Annotated in this window: 17 protein-coding genes; 9 read left to right on the top strand and 8 right to left on the bottom strand. The window is 56.4% G+C overall.

Annotation, left to right across the window (positions count from 1 at the left end; genetic code table 11):
* Positions 1-12 precede the first annotated feature (12 nt).
* Entirely contained in the window at positions 13-1,794 is a 1,782-nt protein-coding gene (locus IF205_RS16755) for a flotillin family protein (protein WP_259780500.1), read from the top strand.
* A 69-nt stretch (positions 1,795-1,863) separates the two neighbouring features.
* Positions 1,864-2,586: an SOS response-associated peptidase gene (locus IF205_RS16750; protein WP_259780499.1), complete on the top strand. Its 723-nt coding sequence runs from the start codon at positions 1,864-1,866 to the stop codon at positions 2,584-2,586.
* A gap of 4 nt (positions 2,587-2,590) precedes the next feature.
* On the opposite strand, the gene IF205_RS16745 is transcribed toward IF205_RS16750, so the two are convergent.
* The 5 genes from IF205_RS16745 to IF205_RS16725 all read right to left on the bottom strand — a co-directional run bounded on the left by IF205_RS16745 (position 2,591) and on the right by IF205_RS16725 (position 8,063).
* Positions 2,591-3,601 (bottom strand): TAXI family TRAP transporter solute-binding subunit, encoded by a 1,011-nt coding sequence (locus tag IF205_RS16745; RefSeq protein WP_259780498.1) that lies wholly within the window; start codon positions 3,599-3,601, stop codon positions 2,591-2,593.
* A 163-nt stretch (positions 3,602-3,764) separates the two neighbouring features.
* Positions 3,765-4,538 carry an amino acid ABC transporter ATP-binding protein gene (locus IF205_RS16740; protein ID WP_311195701.1) on the bottom strand — a complete coding sequence of 258 codons (774 nt, stop codon included), beginning with the start codon at positions 4,536-4,538 and terminating at the stop codon, positions 3,765-3,767.
* A gap of 16 nt (positions 4,539-4,554) precedes the next feature.
* On the bottom strand, positions 4,555-5,679 hold the full coding sequence (locus tag IF205_RS16735) for an amino acid ABC transporter permease (protein ID WP_259780497.1): 1,125 nt from the start codon (positions 5,677-5,679) through the stop codon (positions 4,555-4,557).
* Positions 5,680-5,682: 3 nt separating this feature from the next.
* Positions 5,683-6,888, bottom strand: coding sequence for an amino acid ABC transporter permease (locus IF205_RS16730; RefSeq protein ID WP_259780496.1), 1,206 nt, complete (start codon positions 6,886-6,888; stop codon positions 5,683-5,685).
* A 161-nt stretch (positions 6,889-7,049) separates the two neighbouring features.
* Positions 7,050-8,063 carry an amino acid ABC transporter substrate-binding protein gene (locus IF205_RS16725; protein WP_259780495.1) on the bottom strand — a complete coding sequence of 338 codons (1,014 nt, stop codon included), beginning with the start codon at positions 8,061-8,063 and terminating at the stop codon, positions 7,050-7,052.
* A 540-nt stretch (positions 8,064-8,603) separates the two neighbouring features.
* Here IF205_RS16725 and IF205_RS16720 point away from each other — a divergent pair.
* Positions 8,604-9,035, top strand: coding sequence for a hypothetical protein (locus tag IF205_RS16720; protein WP_259780494.1), 432 nt, complete (start codon positions 8,604-8,606; stop codon positions 9,033-9,035).
* Positions 9,036-9,110: 75 nt separating this feature from the next.
* Here IF205_RS16720 and IF205_RS16715 read toward each other — a convergent pair whose 3' ends face one another.
* Positions 9,111-9,962, bottom strand: coding sequence for a hypothetical protein (locus tag IF205_RS16715; RefSeq protein ID WP_259780493.1), 852 nt, complete (start codon positions 9,960-9,962; stop codon positions 9,111-9,113).
* Positions 9,963-10,183: 221 nt separating this feature from the next.
* Here IF205_RS16715 and IF205_RS16710 point away from each other — a divergent pair, with 221 nt between their 5' ends.
* From IF205_RS16710 to IF205_RS16690, 5 genes are all read left to right on the top strand, one after another.
* Positions 10,184-10,564, top strand: a complete 381-nt coding sequence (locus IF205_RS16710; RefSeq protein ID WP_259780492.1) for a hypothetical protein — start codon at positions 10,184-10,186, stop codon at positions 10,562-10,564.
* Between the two features lie 113 nt (positions 10,565-10,677).
* Complete coding sequence (locus tag IF205_RS16705) at positions 10,678-11,559, top strand: hypothetical protein (RefSeq protein ID WP_259780491.1); 882 nt, start codon at positions 10,678-10,680, stop codon at positions 11,557-11,559.
* 102 nt (positions 11,560-11,661) lie between these two features.
* Positions 11,662-12,369, top strand: a complete 708-nt coding sequence (locus IF205_RS16700; RefSeq protein ID WP_259780490.1) for an ABC transporter permease — start codon at positions 11,662-11,664, stop codon at positions 12,367-12,369.
* Positions 12,366-13,130 (top strand): ATP-binding cassette domain-containing protein, encoded by a 765-nt coding sequence (locus tag IF205_RS16695; protein ID WP_259780489.1) that lies wholly within the window; start codon positions 12,366-12,368, stop codon positions 13,128-13,130. Before IF205_RS16700 ends, IF205_RS16695 begins: the two co-directional genes overlap by 4 nt.
* A gap of 33 nt (positions 13,131-13,163) precedes the next feature.
* The gene (locus IF205_RS16690; protein WP_375542656.1) at positions 13,164-14,009 is read left to right on the top strand and encodes an ABC transporter substrate-binding protein; all 846 of its coding nucleotides are present in this window, start codon (positions 13,164-13,166) and stop codon (positions 14,007-14,009) included.
* 26 nt (positions 14,010-14,035) lie between these two features.
* On the opposite strand, the gene IF205_RS16685 is transcribed toward IF205_RS16690, so the two are convergent.
* The gene (locus IF205_RS16685) at positions 14,036-14,473 is read right to left on the bottom strand and encodes a DUF8265 family protein (protein ID WP_259780488.1); all 438 of its coding nucleotides are present in this window, start codon (positions 14,471-14,473) and stop codon (positions 14,036-14,038) included.
* Positions 14,470-14,799: a (2Fe-2S) ferredoxin domain-containing protein gene (locus IF205_RS16680; RefSeq protein ID WP_259780487.1), complete on the bottom strand. Its 330-nt coding sequence runs from the start codon at positions 14,797-14,799 to the stop codon at positions 14,470-14,472. Before IF205_RS16680 ends, IF205_RS16685 begins: the two co-directional genes overlap by 4 nt.
* A gap of 122 nt (positions 14,800-14,921) precedes the next feature.
* Between IF205_RS16680 and gor the strand changes: the two genes are divergently transcribed.
* Positions 14,922-16,280 carry a glutathione-disulfide reductase gene (gene gor, locus IF205_RS16675; protein WP_259780486.1) on the top strand — a complete coding sequence of 453 codons (1,359 nt, stop codon included), beginning with the start codon at positions 14,922-14,924 and terminating at the stop codon, positions 16,278-16,280.
* The last annotated feature ends 98 nt before the right edge of the window (positions 16,281-16,378 follow it).

The raw sequence follows: 16,378 nt of genomic DNA, 5'->3' as shown, positions 1-16,378 counted from the left end.
TTGGGGGTAAATATGTATCAAGATCCTAATGCATGGACATTAATCGATGTCCTTATCATTTCCGGCCTGGTTCTGGTCGCACTGGTTGCGATCGGGCTGATCCTGGCACGGCTGTATACACGGGCATCAAAGGAAGTTTCCTATGTCCGTACCGGTATGGGCGGTCAGCGCGTGATCATGAACGGCGGGACCCTTGTCTTTCCCGTGTTGCATGAGACGATCCCGGTCAACATGAATACATTGCGGCTGGAGGTTGCGCGCCGCAACGAGGCGGCCCTCATCACGCGGGACCGCATGCGTGTCGATGTACAGGCGGAATTCTATGTGCGCGTACAGCCGACGGTCGAATCCATCGCCAATGCCGCCCAGACGCTGGGTAAGCGCACGATGTTCCCGGACTCGTTGAAAGAACTGGTCGAAGGTAAATTCGTCGATGCCCTGCGTGCCGTGGCGGCAGAGATGACAATGGAGGAACTGCACGAACAGCGTGTCGAGTTTGTCCAGAAGGTACAGATGGCTGTTTCCGAAGACCTGTTGAAAAACGGTCTGGAACTTGAATCCGTGTCTTTGACTGGTCTGGATCAGACGGACCGTGAATATTTCAATCCCAACAATGCGTTCGACGCAGAGGGCCTGACGCGCCTGACCCAGGAAATCGAGGAACGCCGCAAACGCCGTAACGATATCGAGCAGGAATCCCAGGTCCTGATCGAAACCAAGAACCTTGAGGCACAACAGCGCAAACTTCAGATTGATCGCGATAAGGAATATGCGGAACTGGAGCAGAACCGTGAGGTGGAAATCCGCCGGGCCGCGCAAATGTCGGAAGTGGCGGCGGAACAGGCAAACCGCAAACGTGAGGCGGAACAGGCCCAGATCGCAGCAGACCAGGATGTGGCCCTGTCCAAATTGACCGCAGAACGTAAGGTCGAAGAGGAGCGGATTGCCAAGGAACAACAGATTCGTGAACGCGAGATTGCCCGTCAGCGTGCTTTGGAAGCGGCAGATATTGAGCGTGAGAAAACGGTCGAACTGACGAACCAGGAACGCCAGATTGCCATTGCGGAAAAATCACGGGCGCAGTCTGAGGCTGAATCGGAAGCCAACGCAGCGCGTGCGGAAGCCGTGCGGTCGGAAGAACGCGTGACCACCACACGGGAAGCCGAGATCGCGGAACGCCAGAAGCAGGTGGATCTGATCGAGGCCCGCCGGCAGGCGGAACGAGATGCGATTGCCATCACCATGGCGGCCGAGGCGCAGAAACAGGCGGCAGATGATGAGGCGGAATCCATCCGTACCCTTGCGGAAGCTGCGGCCCAGAAGGTCAAGATCGAAGCCGGTGGTGACGCTGAAGCGGAACGCCTGCGGGCCGCTGCACAGGAAGTACGCTATGCTGTTGAGGCGGCCGGTCAGAAAGCACTCAACGATGCAGATAATTCCCTGACCGAAGAAGTCATCGCCATGAAGGTGAAACTGGCGCTGATTGAACGCTTGCAGGAAATCATCCGCGAATCCGTGAAACCGATGGAGCGGATCGACGGCATCAAGATCGTTCAGGTCGATGGACTGAACGGTGGCGGTAGCGCCAACACGGTGAATGGCGGCGAGGGGGCTTCCAACGGCAGCCTTGCCGACCAGGTGGTTGACAGTGCCCTGCGCTATCGCAGCCAGGCACCGCTTCTGGATTCCCTGCTGAAAGAAGTGGGCATTGGCGGCAGCGACCTGACATCGCTGGTCGACGCGGTAAAGCCGGCCGTCACCGGTGAAACGCCGCCGGCGAATGCCGCCGACTGAATTGCGGTGGTTTGACTAAATGTAATAGGGTGGGCTCCTGGTTGAGCCCACCTTTTTTATGAGGTCGTCATGTGCGGTCGTTACGCTTTCTTCAGCCCGGTAGAGGCCCTGCGAAACCTCTTTGATGTGCCGGACAGGCCGAACCTGCCGCCGCGCTATAATATTGCGCCGACCCAACCGGTTCTGGTCCTGCGGCCCGGGCAGGGGGAACAGATGGAAACCGTCAATCCCGGTCCGGAGACACTGACGCTGATGCGTTGGGGGCTCATTCCAAACTGGTCCAAGGACCCGGATATTGGTGGCAAACTGTTCAATGCCCGATCCGAGACGGTTGCGGAAAAACCGTCCTTCCGGGCAGCCTTCAAACGTCGGCGTTGCCTGATCCCGGCGGATGGCTTCTATGAATGGCGCGGACGCTCTGGGGATAAACGGCCATTCTTTATCCATATGACCGACGACAAGCCCTTTGCCTTTGCCGGTCTCTGGGAATACTGGATGGGGGCGGACGGTTCGGAGGTGGATACCTGCACCATTCTCACGACAGAGGCGAGCGAACCGGTCCGGCAGCTTCATCACCGCATGCCGGTGATTCTGGACAAAGGCCAATTCCAGACCTGGTTACGCGGGTCGGTGCCGGAAGCACTGGGCCTGCTGCGGCCCTATGCGGGAGAACGGGAGATTTCCTTTTATCAGGTCGGCAAGGCGGTCAATCGCGTTGCCAATGATGGCCCGGCGTTGATTGAACCGGTCGGCCCTGACGACCCCGCTGATCAGATGTCGTTGTTTTCCTGAGGCCCTAGCGTGCGACACCGGCGGAACGGTAATAGAGCATTGCGCCCCGGTGCACCGGCACACCACTGCGCGGAACACCGCCGCTTAGCGGCGGGAAGTCATGTTCCGGATTGTTGCGTATGAATAATTCACGTGTGTCGCTGAGCCATAAGGCGCGGGTGATATCGCGAATGAGAGCCTCTTTTGCGCTGCGCCAGACAACCCATTGCACATTCATCTTTACCGTATTGGCCGTGTCCACGCCCGGATAGGTGCCGGACGGGATCGTTGTCGTGTCGACGAAGGGATAGAGGCTGATCAACTGGCGGCGCGGGTAGTCTGTCAGGTCCAGCAATCTGATCGGTATCTGCCGTGACAGTTCCGAGACCGCCTCAATCGGTGCGGCGCCAAGCATCAAGACGGCGTCCAGCTTGTCGGCGACGAGGGCGTCTGACGCCTGTGCGGGCTTGAGATAGCTTAAATGCAGGTCGGTTGCCTCCAGGCCATGCATCCGCAGGACAATCAGGGCAAAGTTGCGCGTGCCCGAGCCTCTGGCCCCGACCGACAGGCGCTTGCCGCGCAGGTCGCGGACGGTCTTGATATCGGAATCCCGCCTGACGGCGATGTGAAGCTGGACAGGCGTCAGATTTGCAATGACGCGCAGGTCAGACTGTGCGCCCTCATAGCGAAAAGGGCCTCGCCCATGATAGGCCTGGAACGCCACATCCGCGCGGACCAGGGCGGAATCAAGTTCGCCACTCATCATGGCAAAGATATTTTCAATGGAGCCACTGCGCGATTGGGCGACGGCGATCAGTCCCGGCACGCCGCAGACCCCGCCCTGATTGCAGGGCGCACTGCCGGGAGGGCGGCTGATACCTGCGGAAATGGAGGCTGCCAGGGCGTAGAGGGTTTCACTGGTCGGTCCGGACCCGATGCGGAAGAAGGTCAACTTCCCGTCGGCGGCAAAAGCACTTGTCTGGCTCAGCAGCAAAAGCAATATTGCGACAACGGCGGGGATACGGGACAAGGGCACAGTTTATTTCCTTGATTCTCTTTTTCTTTTTTACGCCCGCTGCGATTTTCGGTCAACGTCGGCTGGTGTCTTTTACCTCTATTTTTCCGGTAAACGAAAATGGGGCAGCCAACCGGCCGCCCCATGATAGTTCCGCTTTCTTTAAAGCCTGATTAATGCCGGATCAGTGGTTCAGAATCTGGCTCAGGAAAAGCTGGGTCCGTTCGGACTGCGGATTATTGAAGAACTCTTCAGGTTCATTCTGTTCGATGATTTCACCGCCATCCATAAAGATGACGCGGTTGGCGACCTTGCGGGCAAAGCCCATCTCGTGGGTCACGCAAAGCATCGTCATACCGGATTCCGCCAGGTCGATCATCACGTCCAGAACCTCGGAAATCATTTCCGGGTCCAGTGCGGAGGTCGGCTCATCAAAGAGCATGATGCGCGGGTTCATGCAGAGCGAGCGGGCAATTGCCACACGCTGCTGCTGACCACCGGAAAGCTGGCCCGGGTATTTGTTGGCCTGCTCCGGAATCTTCACGCGTTCCAGATAGTGCATCGCGGCTTCTTCCGCTTCCTTCTTCGGCACCTTGCGCACCCAGATCGGAGCCAGGGTGCAGTTTTCCAGAATGGTCAGATGCGGGAAGAGGTTGAAGTGCTGGAAGCACATGCCCACTTCGCGACGGATCGCATCAATGTTCTTCAGGTCGTTGGTCAGCTCGATGCCGTCCACATTGATGCTGCCCTTCTGGTGTTCTTCCAGACGGTTGATGCAGCGGATCATCGTGGATTTACCGGAACCGGACGGACCGCAGATAACGATACGTTCACCCCGGTGAACCGACAGGTTGATGTCCTTCAGGACGTGGAATTCGCCATACCATTTATGCATGTTGGTGATTTGGATGGCGATCTCGTCCGAGATCTGCATGTTTTGTGCTGCTGTATCAGCCATTATTTCCTATCCCCAATTACCTCTTGTGTCCGGTGTGCAGTTTCCGTTCAACCTTGCGGCTGTATTGCGACATGCTATAGCAGCAGACCCAGAAAACGAATGCGGTAAAGACATAGCCGCTGTAAGCGACGCTCTTTGCGTTCCAGTTCGGGTCCGCAATACCTGCCTGAACCGCACCCAGCAGGTCCAGCAGGCCGATGATCAGGACCAGCGTGGTATCCTTGAACAGACCGATGAAGGTGTTCACGATACCCGGGATCACGATCTTCAGGGCCTGTGGCAGAATGATCAGACGCATTTTCTGCCAATAGGCCAGGCCCAGGCTATCCGCACCTTCATACTGGCCCTTTGAGATGGCCTGCAGACCGCCACGAACAACCTCTGCCATATAGGCCGACGAGAACAGGGCGACACCGATCAGGGCGCGCAGCAATTCGTTGAAGCTGACGCCTTCCGGCAGGAACAATGGCAGCATCACACTGGACATGAACAGAACTGTGATCAGCGGCACACCGCGCCAGAACTCGATGAAGAAGACGCAGATCAGCCGGATGAACGGCATGTGAGAGCGCCGACCAAGCGCCAACACAATCCCCAACGGCAGTGAAATCACAATGCCGGTGAGTGCGATGACAAGGGTCAGCATGAAGCCGCCCCAACGGTTGGTCGGTACGACGTCCAGGCCGAAGAAGCCACCATATAGCAGTATCCAGGTCAGGATCGGATAGGCGATCAGCATGAACAGCCCGACCCAGCGTTTGGCCGGAACCCGATCGATGACGAGGGCGGCGATGCCCGCTACCAGAATCAGCAGGGGAATATCGACGCGCCAGCGCATTTCATGCGGATAGAACCCATACAGGAACTGGCTGATACGGGTATCGACGAAGGTCCAGCAGGCAACCGTGGGGTCTGCGCGGCAGGCATCCGGCCCGCCAGACCAGTTGGCGCTGAAGAACAGCCAGTCGAACAACGGTGGGGCGACCCAGGCAACAAACAGGGCTGCCAGAATCGTCAGGACCGTGTTGATCGGTGAAGAAAACAGATTTTCCCGCAGCCAGCCGATAATGCCAATGCTGCTGGCGGGCGGTGGCATATCCGGGGTCTTCTCCGTTTTTACATATGCTTGTGCTTTGGTCATGACTTACCGCTCCACCAATGCAATCTTTGCGTTGTACCAGTTCATGAACGTTGACGTCATCAGGCTCAAGGACAGGTAAACCGCCATGGTGATCATGATGATCTCAAGGGCCTGACCCGTCTGGTTCAGGGTCGTACCGGCGAAAACCGATACCAGGTCAGGATAGGCGATTGCTGTTGCAAGCGAGCTGTTTTTCGTCAGGTTCAGATACTGGCTGGTCAGCGGCGGAATGATCACGCGCAGGGCCTGCGGAATGATGATCAGACGCAAGGTCGGACCATTACGCAATCCCAGGGCATGAGCGGCTTCCGTTTGACCATGGCTGACGGATTCAATCCCTGCACGGACGATTTCGGCAATGAATGCAGCAGTGTAGACCGACAGGGCCAGCACCAGTGCAATGAATTCCGGGATGATCGGCATACCGCCGGACAGCTGGAAGCCTCTCATGACCGGATAGTCGAAATGCATGGGCGAGCCACCTTCGACCAGGGCAACCAGACCGAAAGCAATCAGCGGCAGACCGACGATAATGGCCAGGCCCGTCCGAAAGATCGGGAACTGGGCCCCGGTGGCCATCTGACGTTTACTGGCCCATTTCGACAGGAAAATTGTCCCTGCGATGGCCACGGCCAGTGCAATCAGAATAATATCGAAGCCTGTGTCAAAAACGGGCCTCGGTAAATAGAGGCCGCGGTTGTTCAGGCTGAAAGTGACGACTTCGCCGCGTTCCAGAATGGCGCGCGGGGCCGGCAAGGGTTTCAGTACCGCGTGGTACCAGAAGAAAATCTGCAAAAGCAGAGGAATGTTACGGAATGTCTCGATATAGACCGTCGCCAGTTTGGAGATCAGCCAGTTGTGAGACAGCCGCGCCACACCCACGACGAAACCGATGACCGTGGCTAATAAAACGCCAACGCCAGCAACCAGAATCGTGTTGATCAGGCTGACCAGGAAGGCCCGCCCGTAAGTTGAAGTTTCGCTGTAGGGTATGAGTGATTGGATAATACCAAATCCGGCGGTGGTATTGAGGAAGTCAAAACCGGATTGGATCCCGCGTTGTTCCATATTGGTCAACGTGTTGTCGGTCAGAAACCACCCGACCCAGACAACAAGCGCGAGTGCCGCCACCTGATAAAATATGGAACGGTAGCGCGGGTCATATAGAACAGAACCTGCGGCCTTATTGGCCTCCGCTTTGAGCGCCATTATTGTATGCCCCCTTATCCCTGACGCATATTAGTATACTACTATACCTCAGGTTTGGTCCGCAGCCGTGCTTTTTCCCCCGTAATTTCTTATTTTTGCACGGCTAATAAGAATGGAAAAGGCGGCTCGGTTAAGAGCCGCCTTTAATTACAAGTACTTACTTAGCGGAGCGGCGGAGCGTAGAGGATGCCGCCTTTGGTCCACAGAGCGTTGACACCGCGTTCCAGCTTCAGCGGGGTGTTCGGGCCAACGTTGCGTTCGTAGATTTCGCTGTAGTTACCGACCTTTTTGATGATGTTGTAAGCCCAGTCGCTGCTCAGGCCCAACTGACCACCCAAGTCACCTTCGGTACCGAGCAGGCGCTTGATGCCCGGGTTGTCGGAGCCCTTCATCTGGTCGACGTTTTCAGAGGTCACGCCGAGTTCTTCAGCGTCAATCATTGCGTTCAGGGACCAGCGAACGATGTCGCCCCAGTTGTTGTCGCCTTCACGGACCACCGGACCCAGCGGTTCCTTGGAAATGATTTCCGGCAGAACGACGTGGGCATCCGGCTCGCTCAGCTTGACGCGTTGTGCAGCCAGACCGGAACGGTCGGTGGTGTATACGTCGCAACGACCGGAGTCATAAGCGGCAACCACTTCGTCGGCTTTTTCAAACGCAACGACCGTGTAATCCATGCCATGGGCACGGAAATAGTCGGCAACGTTCAACTCGGTGGTGGTGCCGGTGTTGGTGCAGACTGCGGCGCCGGACAGTTCCGTCGCGCTCTTCACACCAAGGTCTTTGCGGACCATGAAGCCCTGACCGTCGTAGTAGGTCACGCCCGTGAAGTCGAGACCCAGGCTGTTGTCGCGGGTTGCCGTCCAGGTCGTGTTACGGGACAGGACGTCGATTTCACCGGACTGCAGTGCGGTGAAACGGGTCTTGGCCGACAGCGGCTTGTATTCGACTTTGTCCGGATCGCCGAAGATAGCGGCGGATACTGCACGGCAGACGTCAACGTCGATACCGGTCCAGTTACCCTGGTCATCCGGGTTGGAGAAGCCCGGCAGACCCTGGCTCACGCCGCATTTGATCTGACCGGCAGCCTTCACGTCATCCAGGGTGGATGCGCTTGCCATGGTGCTCCCCATCGCAATAGCTGCACCAGCAGCCAAAAGCGTTTTAAATTTCATTTGTATATTACCCCTAATGCTTCGGTTGTTGTCCGTTACTGCACGGTTCAGCCGCTCATTCATACTGGGAGTCCTTCTCCCTCAAGATATCATCCCAGACGACTGCTTTGTGCAGTTCTTCTATAAAACTCCCCAACGGAGTAAGAAAATTAGTGCCCTTACGGTTCCGTTGAGTCAAGTGAACAGAAAGAAAGCAATCAACTTATTTTCGCTTGACGGCGAAATGCTTACCGCTTCCGTCAGTCCACTGTTCGTATAGTGGCAAGTTATTGCTGCCGTTTCCACATATTTCCTGACTCGGCACGGAAAATTATGCCCGGCAAAGGCGGCTGGAGGGTGCAGGATTGCTCTCCCAGTTGCATTTCAGGTTCTTTATTTAGCCGGGATCAAAACGGTGAAATATTCTTAAGTGCATATAATAAAACAAATAAATATCTTGGCGTCACAGTTGGCACGAAAATCGCTTGGTGTTTCGTCGAATGGCCGGTGAAACCGGCGCGAGTGAGTTCCTTTGGAAAATCGTTCCGGGAGAATGGCAAAATGGCTACGAAAGAATTCGAACTGCAACTGACCAAAGTCACCGAAGAGAATCGTGAAGAAATCATCGATGAAATGGCGCTGCCATTCCTCGAACTGGCGGAGCGTTTCGAAGCGGCTCGTCTGAACGGCATTTCCGCCGATGACTGGAGCGCGCTGATGGACGCGAATGCGTACGTCTGGATGTTCTTCAAGAACTACCTGCCGCAGACCTTTGATAATGAGGTGTCCGAGCAGACGACGACGACCCTGGAATCGATTTCCCAATATATGATGCGTGCACGTTCTGCCATGCATGCAGAACTTGATGTAGAGCTTGCCGGCAAGATTGTTCAGTTGAACCTGAACATGTGTGACCAGATCCTGCGTATGCGGGTTGGTTCCATCCCGAATTATGTGCCGCCGATGAATCAGGCTTTTGCCGCTGCGGCCTAACGGCAGACTTACCTCCTACCGACCGTAAAACTTCATGAAACGCCTCGTTTTAACGGGGCGTTTTTCTATGGCCGGTCAAATTTGCCGGGAGGACAGCTTGTCGCCGTTCAGGCAGTGGCGGAACCAATGATTGGCCGGCGGTTTGTCGTGGGGGCCGTCCACATTTGGGGCAAGGCGTTCCCGGGCAATATCGCCGGGACAGACTGTGCGCGTCTCGATATTGAACCGGCATCGGCCCGACCGGTTGGTGGCGCTGCCGTGCAGATGCGCACCGGAAAAACAGGCAATTTGCCCCGGTTTCAGCATCAGCGGCTGCGCGGACCCGACAGGCAAGGGGGCCGTTACTGTTGGCAGGGTCGGATAGTCTTTGCCCTGGCTGCGATGTTCCTTAAGGGCGTCGAGGCTCCAGACCTCACTGTCATTGGCAATCGGGGCATTCCAATAGTCCGGGTAGAAGAGGAGGGCCTGCTGGGGCTCAATCTCAAATAATGGACCCCACCAGTTTAGCTGACAGTGTATGTGGGACCCCCAGTTGTCCCGGTGAGGCGGGACGTGGCGGGTCTTGTCGCTCAGGAATATTTTATGGGACGGGTTTGTTCGCAGCCGCCACCGGTCATAGTAAAGGTCTTCCGGGGATAGCCCCGTCGCGCGGAAGAATGTGTTGAACAGGGAAATTGTTTCCGGGGCCTTGTTGAAGGCTACGTCCAACTGATCGGCCGCGGTCAGGAAGCCTTCCTTGTCGCTCAGCCCTTCCAGACGGTTTGGGCTGTCGCTGTCATAGGCGTCACAGCAAAGTCTGCGCCCATGGTCGATCAAGGCATCGACGGCCGGAAATCCTGAGAAGACGACGATGTCACCATCGAAAACGGCTTCGCACCAGTCGTCTGTCGCAGGTTCCGTCCCTGAATATTCTACGAGATTTATCATGTTTTTTATCGATGTTGTCCGAATCAGCATTTAATAATACAGGCGGTCCGCCATCAGGCCGCAGGTAAGATGCCGGAAGCTGGATTGCAAAAGCAGTAGACAGATTGACGCGGGATATTCCTGTGCGCGGGCTCTGCCAAGTCTGTGGTGGATATTAATAATATTTTGATTAAGAGCCGATAAGTATAATCGGTGGATAGTAAATTTGTGAGGACTTCGGCATGTACGGCACTTTAAAACGGATTATATGGGCGGTTCTGCTGCTCGGTGGAATGACGTCCACCGGTCTGGCCGAAGAAACACCACCCATTTTCTATCCAATGCCTGCGATTGCCGTCCAGCATGAGACCAAGAATTGCGGTTATGATACCGTCATGATCTCCTCACAGCTTGAATATGATGATCAGGCGAAGACCGAGCGCATCTCTGCCTATATGCCGAAAATCATGGCATCCGTTTATGCGGAACTTAAGAAGCATCTGAATAAGGAAAAGTCCGTCAGCGACCCGGTGATCAAACAAATCGTGCTTTCCGCCGTTAACGGCATCGTCGGGCAGGGTACGATAAACGACGTGCTGATCATGAATGTGGTCCACGGGTAGCGGGTGCAGTCCTCTTAATATCCCATATTGATTCCAGTACGACCTTAATTGCCAGCCCAATCTATGGTAGTATACTACTTAATTTTTGGTATGCATCCGAGCGGGGGCAGGCAATGAAAATAGGGCTTGGAATTCGGCGAAACAAACACCACTGGGCGCTCAAGACTGTTTTCCTGATGCTGTTCTTTGCAGTATCGGGATGCACACTGGACCGTTCAGGACTTGGCGTGGACCTGGACTGGTCCGTTGAGCCTGCACTGTTTTGTCCGGGCGATCAGGTCACGGTTTCCTGGAACCTGGCCGATTTGCCGCGGTCGCTGGACACATGTGAAAGCTGCAGCAGTTCCGATATGTGTATGGTTGGGCAATATTGCCTGGATGGCACATGCTGTCCCGAGTCTCTGCCGGGATCACAGTGCCGGACGAGCGAGGGCTGTCTGGCGGATTTCAGCCTGACGATCACTATGTCGCCGGATGACATGGTGCTGGTTGACAATGAGCAAGCCGAGGTCGTGGGAGAACGGGTATTGTCACCGACGGAAACGGTTACCTTTGATGTGTCGGGCGGTTATCATCCCCCCCTGCGGGCCTTTCTTACGGATACCAAGACCGCGACTCTGGTCACGGCTGTTCCTGAAACCAATGTGATGCTGTCATTCCCATTTACCTGCGCGGGAAGCGGACCCGGCTGGGCAAATTATGATATCGATAGCCTGGGACCGACATCGTCAGAATTTGTGCGCATCGTCGGTGTGCGCAATACCAGCGGCAGACGGCTTGAGCTGTCCGGCGGAGACCCGTTGCGTGGACCCGTGACCATCATGCCGGGGGAGGTCGTGACGGACTTAAACGGTAAATTTGGCGGGCGTTGGTCCGCTGCAATGCCGGTTTTGGACCGGTCGATTCTGCCGCCACCGGTCTGCGAGCCAACCAACATCCGTAACCCATGGCCGGACCTGCAGGTGGAACTGATATTGGAATGTCATGCCGGGTGATGCGGCGCGCGGTGACCAAATGATGTCGCCGGGCTTGGCGCGGAAAGCGTCGGGCGCTATCATAATGCGGTCAGTATCTTAGACGCATTTCCCGGGGCTGAAATGGAAGAATTCTGGGCGGCCTTTGAAACAGCCGGACGGTTGATCACGACTTTAGACCACGATCTGATCGAAATTGTCGGGCTGTCCCTGCAGGTCAGCCTGACGGCCGTATTGGCCGCTTCCGTCATCGGGCTGCCTCTGGGCGCCATATTGGCCATGACCCGCTTTCCGGGGCGGCGTATCCTGATCGTGACCCTGAATGCCCTGATGGGGATGCCGCCGGTTGTCGTCGGCCTGATCGTCTATATCATGCTGTCGCGTTCCGGGCCGCTTGGCGTGTTCGGACTTTTGTTTTCACCAACGGCCATGGTCATCGCCCAGGTCCTGCTGGTGGTGCCGATCGTTGCCTCGCTCACCCGGCAGGTGATGGAAGAATTGTGGCGTGAATATCAGGAACAGTTGCGATCCATCGGCGCCAATCCCTGGCAGACGCTGGCAGCCTTGCTGTGGGATGGCCGTTTTTCCCTGACGACGGCGGAACTGGCAGGGTTCGGGCGTGCCATCGCAGAAGTTGGCGCGGTGATGATTGTCGGTGGTAACATTGATCATGTGACCCGTGTGATGACGACGGCAATTGCCCTGGAGTCCAGCAAGGGCGACCTGCCCATGGCGCTCGGGCTGGGGGCGGTGCTGATTTGTCTCTCACTGGCCGTTAATCTGGCGGCCTATCTGGTCAAGGAGATGGGTGAAAGGCGGTATGGCGCATGACAGGAATGAATACGATCCTGCCGCTGGCCTTTGACAATGTCTGCTACCGAATCGGCAGGCGCGATTTCGTTAAGGATTTCACCTGCCGGTTTGAGGCCGGGCGGCGTTACCTGATTATCGGTCCCAACGGGGCTGGGAAAACCCTGTTGTTGCGTCTTGCGCATGGCCTGATCAAGCCCAGCAAGGGCAAGGTGCGTTGGGAAGGTCCCGATGCCCGCCAAGCCAAACGCAAGCAGGCAATGGTCTTTCAGCGACCGGTTATGTTGCGTCGGACGGCGTCTGCCAATATCGACTTTGCCTTGTCGGTTCATGGCGTGCCCCGGGCGGAGCGTGCAGCCCGTGTTGAGGATGTGCTGCAGAGAACCGGCTTGCGGCAGGTGGCGAACCGGCCTGCGCGCGCGCTGTCGCTGGGAGAGCAGCAGCGTCTTTCTCTGGCGCGGGCCTGGGCGTTGCGGCCTCAGGTGCTGTTTCTGGACGAACCGACTGCCAGCCTGGACCCGCCGGCCAGTCATATCATTGAGGAATTGCTGCAGGAAATTGCGGCAAATGGCACCACGATTATCATGACGACCCATGATCTGGGGCAGGCGCGCCGACTGGCGGACGATGTTTTGTTCATGTTCCGTGGCCGGGTAAAGGAAATGGCGGCGGCGGAGAAGTTTTTTGCCGGGCCGGAAAACGACCTGGCACAGGCGTTTTTGAAGGGAGAGCTTCTCTGGTGGCAGCGCCGCCCTGAGGAATGCGGCTCCGAACGATGCTAACCAACCAAAACTGATTGAGACGGGAGTCAGACAGTGTTCAAGAAATCATTCATGCGCAAGGTGGCGGGCTTTGTTGCGGCCATCGGGATATTTGCAGCCGGTCAGGCTCTGGCCGCTGACAAATTCATCACCGTGGCATCGACCACCTCGACCCAGAATTCCGGCCTGTTCGATTATCTCCTGCCGAAATTCCAGGAGAAAACCGGCATTGAAGTGCGTGTGGTTGCCGTCGGCACCGGCGCGGCGATCCGTTTGGCACGCAAGGGGGATGCGGATGTTCTGCTGGTCCACCACAAGCCGTCGGAAGAAAAATTTGTCGCGGACGGCTTCGGCGTAAAGCGCTTTGACCTGATGTATAACGACTTCATCATCGCCGGTCCGAAGTCGGACCCCGCCGGTATCAACGGTATGAAGGATGTGGCTGCTGCCCTGGCCAAGGTCGCAGACAGCAAGTCCAGCTTTGCCTCCCGCGGTGACGATAGCGGCACCCATAAGAAGGAAAAGTCTCTCTGGAAAGACGCCGGTGTGAATGTGAAGGATGCATCCGGTTCCTGGTATAAGGAAACCGGGTCCGGCATGGGGGCGACCCTGAATATGGCGGCAGCGTCCGATTCCTATGTTCTGGCGGATCGCGGCACCTGGCTCAGCTTCAAAAACCGGCAGAACCTGGATATCCTGGTCGAAGGGGATAAACGCCTGTTCAACCAGTATGGCGTGACCCTGGTTAACCCGGAAAAATATCCCCATGTGAAAGTGGCCGAAGGTCAGGCCTTCATTGACTGGCTGATTTCAGACGAAGGCCAGAAAGTCATCGGCGCATTCAAGATCAACGGCGAAGAGCTGTTTATCCCGAATGCCGATCCTTCCAAAGGCATGTAAGACCTCTCAGGCAAGGCCCGGCGTGATCAGCGCCGGGTCACGACCGCATAAACGCGGCATTCGGACGTCCGGTCCATATCGAAAAGATAGACCTGGTCGCGACCGACGCGGTGATCCGGATCACGCAGGTTGAACCCCCGCCAGTTGGCATAACCGAACTTCTTTCGTTCCCCGCCCGGCAAGGTGACCCAGATATAATAGCGTTTGTTCTTTTTCTGGTTGAAACGCCCCAGGGCGCAGGCCGTGGACAGGTTGCTGGACAGGATACTTCGTAGCTGATTGCCATCCACGAAGAATTCGACACGCGTGCCGCCGCGCCGGAACAAGGGATAGCGGTCGTCTTCCATCCGCAATAATTTGCTGGACCCGAAGATGGGGAAGAACTTCTTTTGTTCGTTCTGGGCACCTGCAGTTCCGGCAATCGAGACGAGCAGACAAAACAGGATGGCTGCCTTGCGGATCATCTTGCGTCCTCTTCGGCGGGCAAGGGGAACCGTTTCGCCAGGGTGTCATAATCCTGCTTCGCCAACAAATCCAGAATCTCCATAACGTCATCCACCGATGCCCCCATGATATAGGGGCCGCGCGGCAACAGCCGCATGGTTGGTCCAAGATGGCATTTCCCCATGCAATGGACCGTGTCGACCTTTAGCGGAATCCCGCGTTCTTCGATGCCTCGCTCCAAGGCTTCCAACAGTTCACGGCTGCCACGGGCAGCACAGGAGGGAAGCTGTTCATTCGCACGGTAGTTCACGCAAATGCGAAGCGTTGTGTACGGAGAATTACCCATCTTCACTTTCTTGTTCATGCACGTTGGTCTTGTAGGTTAGGCCACGGAAGCTTATTTGGTTAGCGGCGTCAACAGGAACTCCCTGTTGTATTAGAGATTAATTATACCGGTTTGAGGTGCGCATGAGCAGTTTTGATTATGATCTTTTCGTCATCGGCGCCGGGTCCGGCGGCGTCCGGGCCAGTCGCATGGCAGCCAGCAAGTTCGGCAAAAGGGTTGCGGTGGCGGAAGATCTGCATCTGGGCGGCACCTGTGTGAACGTGGGATGCGTGCCGAAGAAACTGATGGTTTATGCCTCCCATTATTCCGAAGACTTCCATGAGGCGCGCGGATTTGGCTGGACAGTTGGTGACAGCAGCTTTGACTGGAAGACCCTGATTGCCAACAAGGACAAGGAAATCAGCCGTCTTAACGGGATTTACGAAAACCTCCTTTCCAATGCAGGGGTCGATCTGGTTGAAGGGCGTGCCACCGTGGTCGATGCCCACACGGTAGAGGTTGCCGGCAAGCGGTATAGCGCGGAGAAAATCCTGGTAGCCGTCGGCGGTTGGCCGATGGTGCCTGATATTCCGGGCAAGGAACATGTCATTACCTCCAACGAGGCCTTCTATCTGGCTGACCTGCCCAAGCGGGTGATTGTGGTCGGTGGCGGCTATATTGCGGTGGAATTCGCCGGGATTTTCAATGGTTTGGGCTCCCAGGTGACACAGCTTTACCGCGGGCCGCTTTTCCTGCGTGGCTTCGACCAGGACGTCCGGGAGTTTCTGGCAGGCGAAATGCGCAAGAAGGAAATCGACCTGCGCTTTGACAGCAATATCGCGTCGGTGGAGAAGACCGATAGCGGCCTTTTGGCGACGCTGGAGGATGGCTCCACCCTGGAGGCAGATGTCATTATGTATGCGACAGGCCGTGCGCCGAAAGTGGATGGTCTCGGTCTGGAGCAGGCCGGTGTGGAAATGCGCGGAAACGGCGCGGTTGTCATCAACGATGATTTCCAGACCTCCGTACCCAGCATCTATGCGCTGGGTGATGTCACGGACCGCATTCAACTGACGCCGGTGGCGATCGCAGAGGCGATGATTCTGGTGCACAATCTCTACGGCGGTGAAGGCCGCAAGATGGATTACAGCGACATTCCGACCGCCGTCTTCAGCCAGCCCAACATAGGGACCGTCGGCCTGACGGAGGAAGAGGCGCGGAAGAAATACGGCGAGGTCGTAATCTACAAGTCCGAATTCCGCCCGATGAAACACACCCTGAGCGGCAGCGACGAACGCACCTTGATGAAACTCATCGTGGACAAGGCCAGCGACCGAGTGGTTGGCCTGCATATGGTCGGTCCGGATGCTGGTGAGATCACTCAGGGCATGGGAATTGCCATCAAGGCAGGTGCGACCAAGGCTGATTTCGACGCTACGATCGGTATTCATCCGACCAGTGCGGAGGAATTCGTCACAATGCGTGAACCTGTATCAAGTTGAACTTGTAACTTTATTGCGGGAAAAATCCGCGAATCGGATTGATAAAGTCTGGCAATGCGGAGGAAAGACCGCTAGAAATCTTAATTCTTCGCAATAAA

The sequence above is a fragment of the Aestuariispira ectoiniformans genome, from assembly GCF_025136295.1.
GTDB lineage: Bacteria > Pseudomonadota > Alphaproteobacteria > UBA8366 > Aestuariispiraceae > Aestuariispira_A > Aestuariispira_A ectoiniformans.
The sequence above is the reverse complement of the archived record's forward strand: the minus strand, read 5'-3'. Positions and strand labels throughout refer to the sequence as shown.

Excerpts from the sequence above, each read along its gene's own strand:
- IF205_RS16755 (WP_259780500.1), top strand. The coding sequence starts at position 13 with ATGTATCAAGATCCTAATGCATGGACATTAATCGATGTCCTTATCATT.
- IF205_RS16750 (WP_259780499.1), top strand. The coding sequence starts at position 1,864 with ATGTGCGGTCGTTACGCTTTCTTCAGCCCGGTAGAGGCCCTGCGAAAC.
- IF205_RS16740 (WP_311195701.1), bottom strand. The coding sequence starts at position 4,538 with ATGGCTGATACAGCAGCACAAAACATGCAGATCTCGGACGAGATCGCC.
- IF205_RS16735 (WP_259780497.1), bottom strand. The coding sequence starts at position 5,679 with ATGACCAAAGCACAAGCATATGTAAAAACGGAGAAGACCCCGGATATG.
- IF205_RS16730 (WP_259780496.1), bottom strand. The coding sequence starts at position 6,888 with ATGGCGCTCAAAGCGGAGGCCAATAAGGCCGCAGGTTCTGTTCTATAT.
- IF205_RS16725 (WP_259780495.1), bottom strand. The coding sequence starts at position 8,063 with ATGAAATTTAAAACGCTTTTGGCTGCTGGTGCAGCTATTGCGATGGGG.
- IF205_RS16720 (WP_259780494.1), top strand. The coding sequence starts at position 8,604 with ATGGCTACGAAAGAATTCGAACTGCAACTGACCAAAGTCACCGAAGAG.
- IF205_RS16715 (WP_259780493.1), bottom strand. The coding sequence starts at position 9,962 with ATGATAAATCTCGTAGAATATTCAGGGACGGAACCTGCGACAGACGAC.
- IF205_RS16710 (WP_259780492.1), top strand. The coding sequence starts at position 10,184 with ATGTACGGCACTTTAAAACGGATTATATGGGCGGTTCTGCTGCTCGGT.
- IF205_RS16705 (WP_259780491.1), top strand. The coding sequence starts at position 10,678 with ATGAAAATAGGGCTTGGAATTCGGCGAAACAAACACCACTGGGCGCTC.
- IF205_RS16700 (WP_259780490.1), top strand. The coding sequence starts at position 11,662 with ATGGAAGAATTCTGGGCGGCCTTTGAAACAGCCGGACGGTTGATCACG.
- IF205_RS16695 (WP_259780489.1), top strand. The coding sequence starts at position 12,366 with ATGACAGGAATGAATACGATCCTGCCGCTGGCCTTTGACAATGTCTGC.
- IF205_RS16685 (WP_259780488.1), bottom strand. The coding sequence starts at position 14,473 with ATGATCCGCAAGGCAGCCATCCTGTTTTGTCTGCTCGTCTCGATTGCC.
- IF205_RS16680 (WP_259780487.1), bottom strand. The coding sequence starts at position 14,799 with ATGGGTAATTCTCCGTACACAACGCTTCGCATTTGCGTGAACTACCGT.
- gor (WP_259780486.1), top strand. The coding sequence starts at position 14,922 with ATGAGCAGTTTTGATTATGATCTTTTCGTCATCGGCGCCGGGTCCGGC.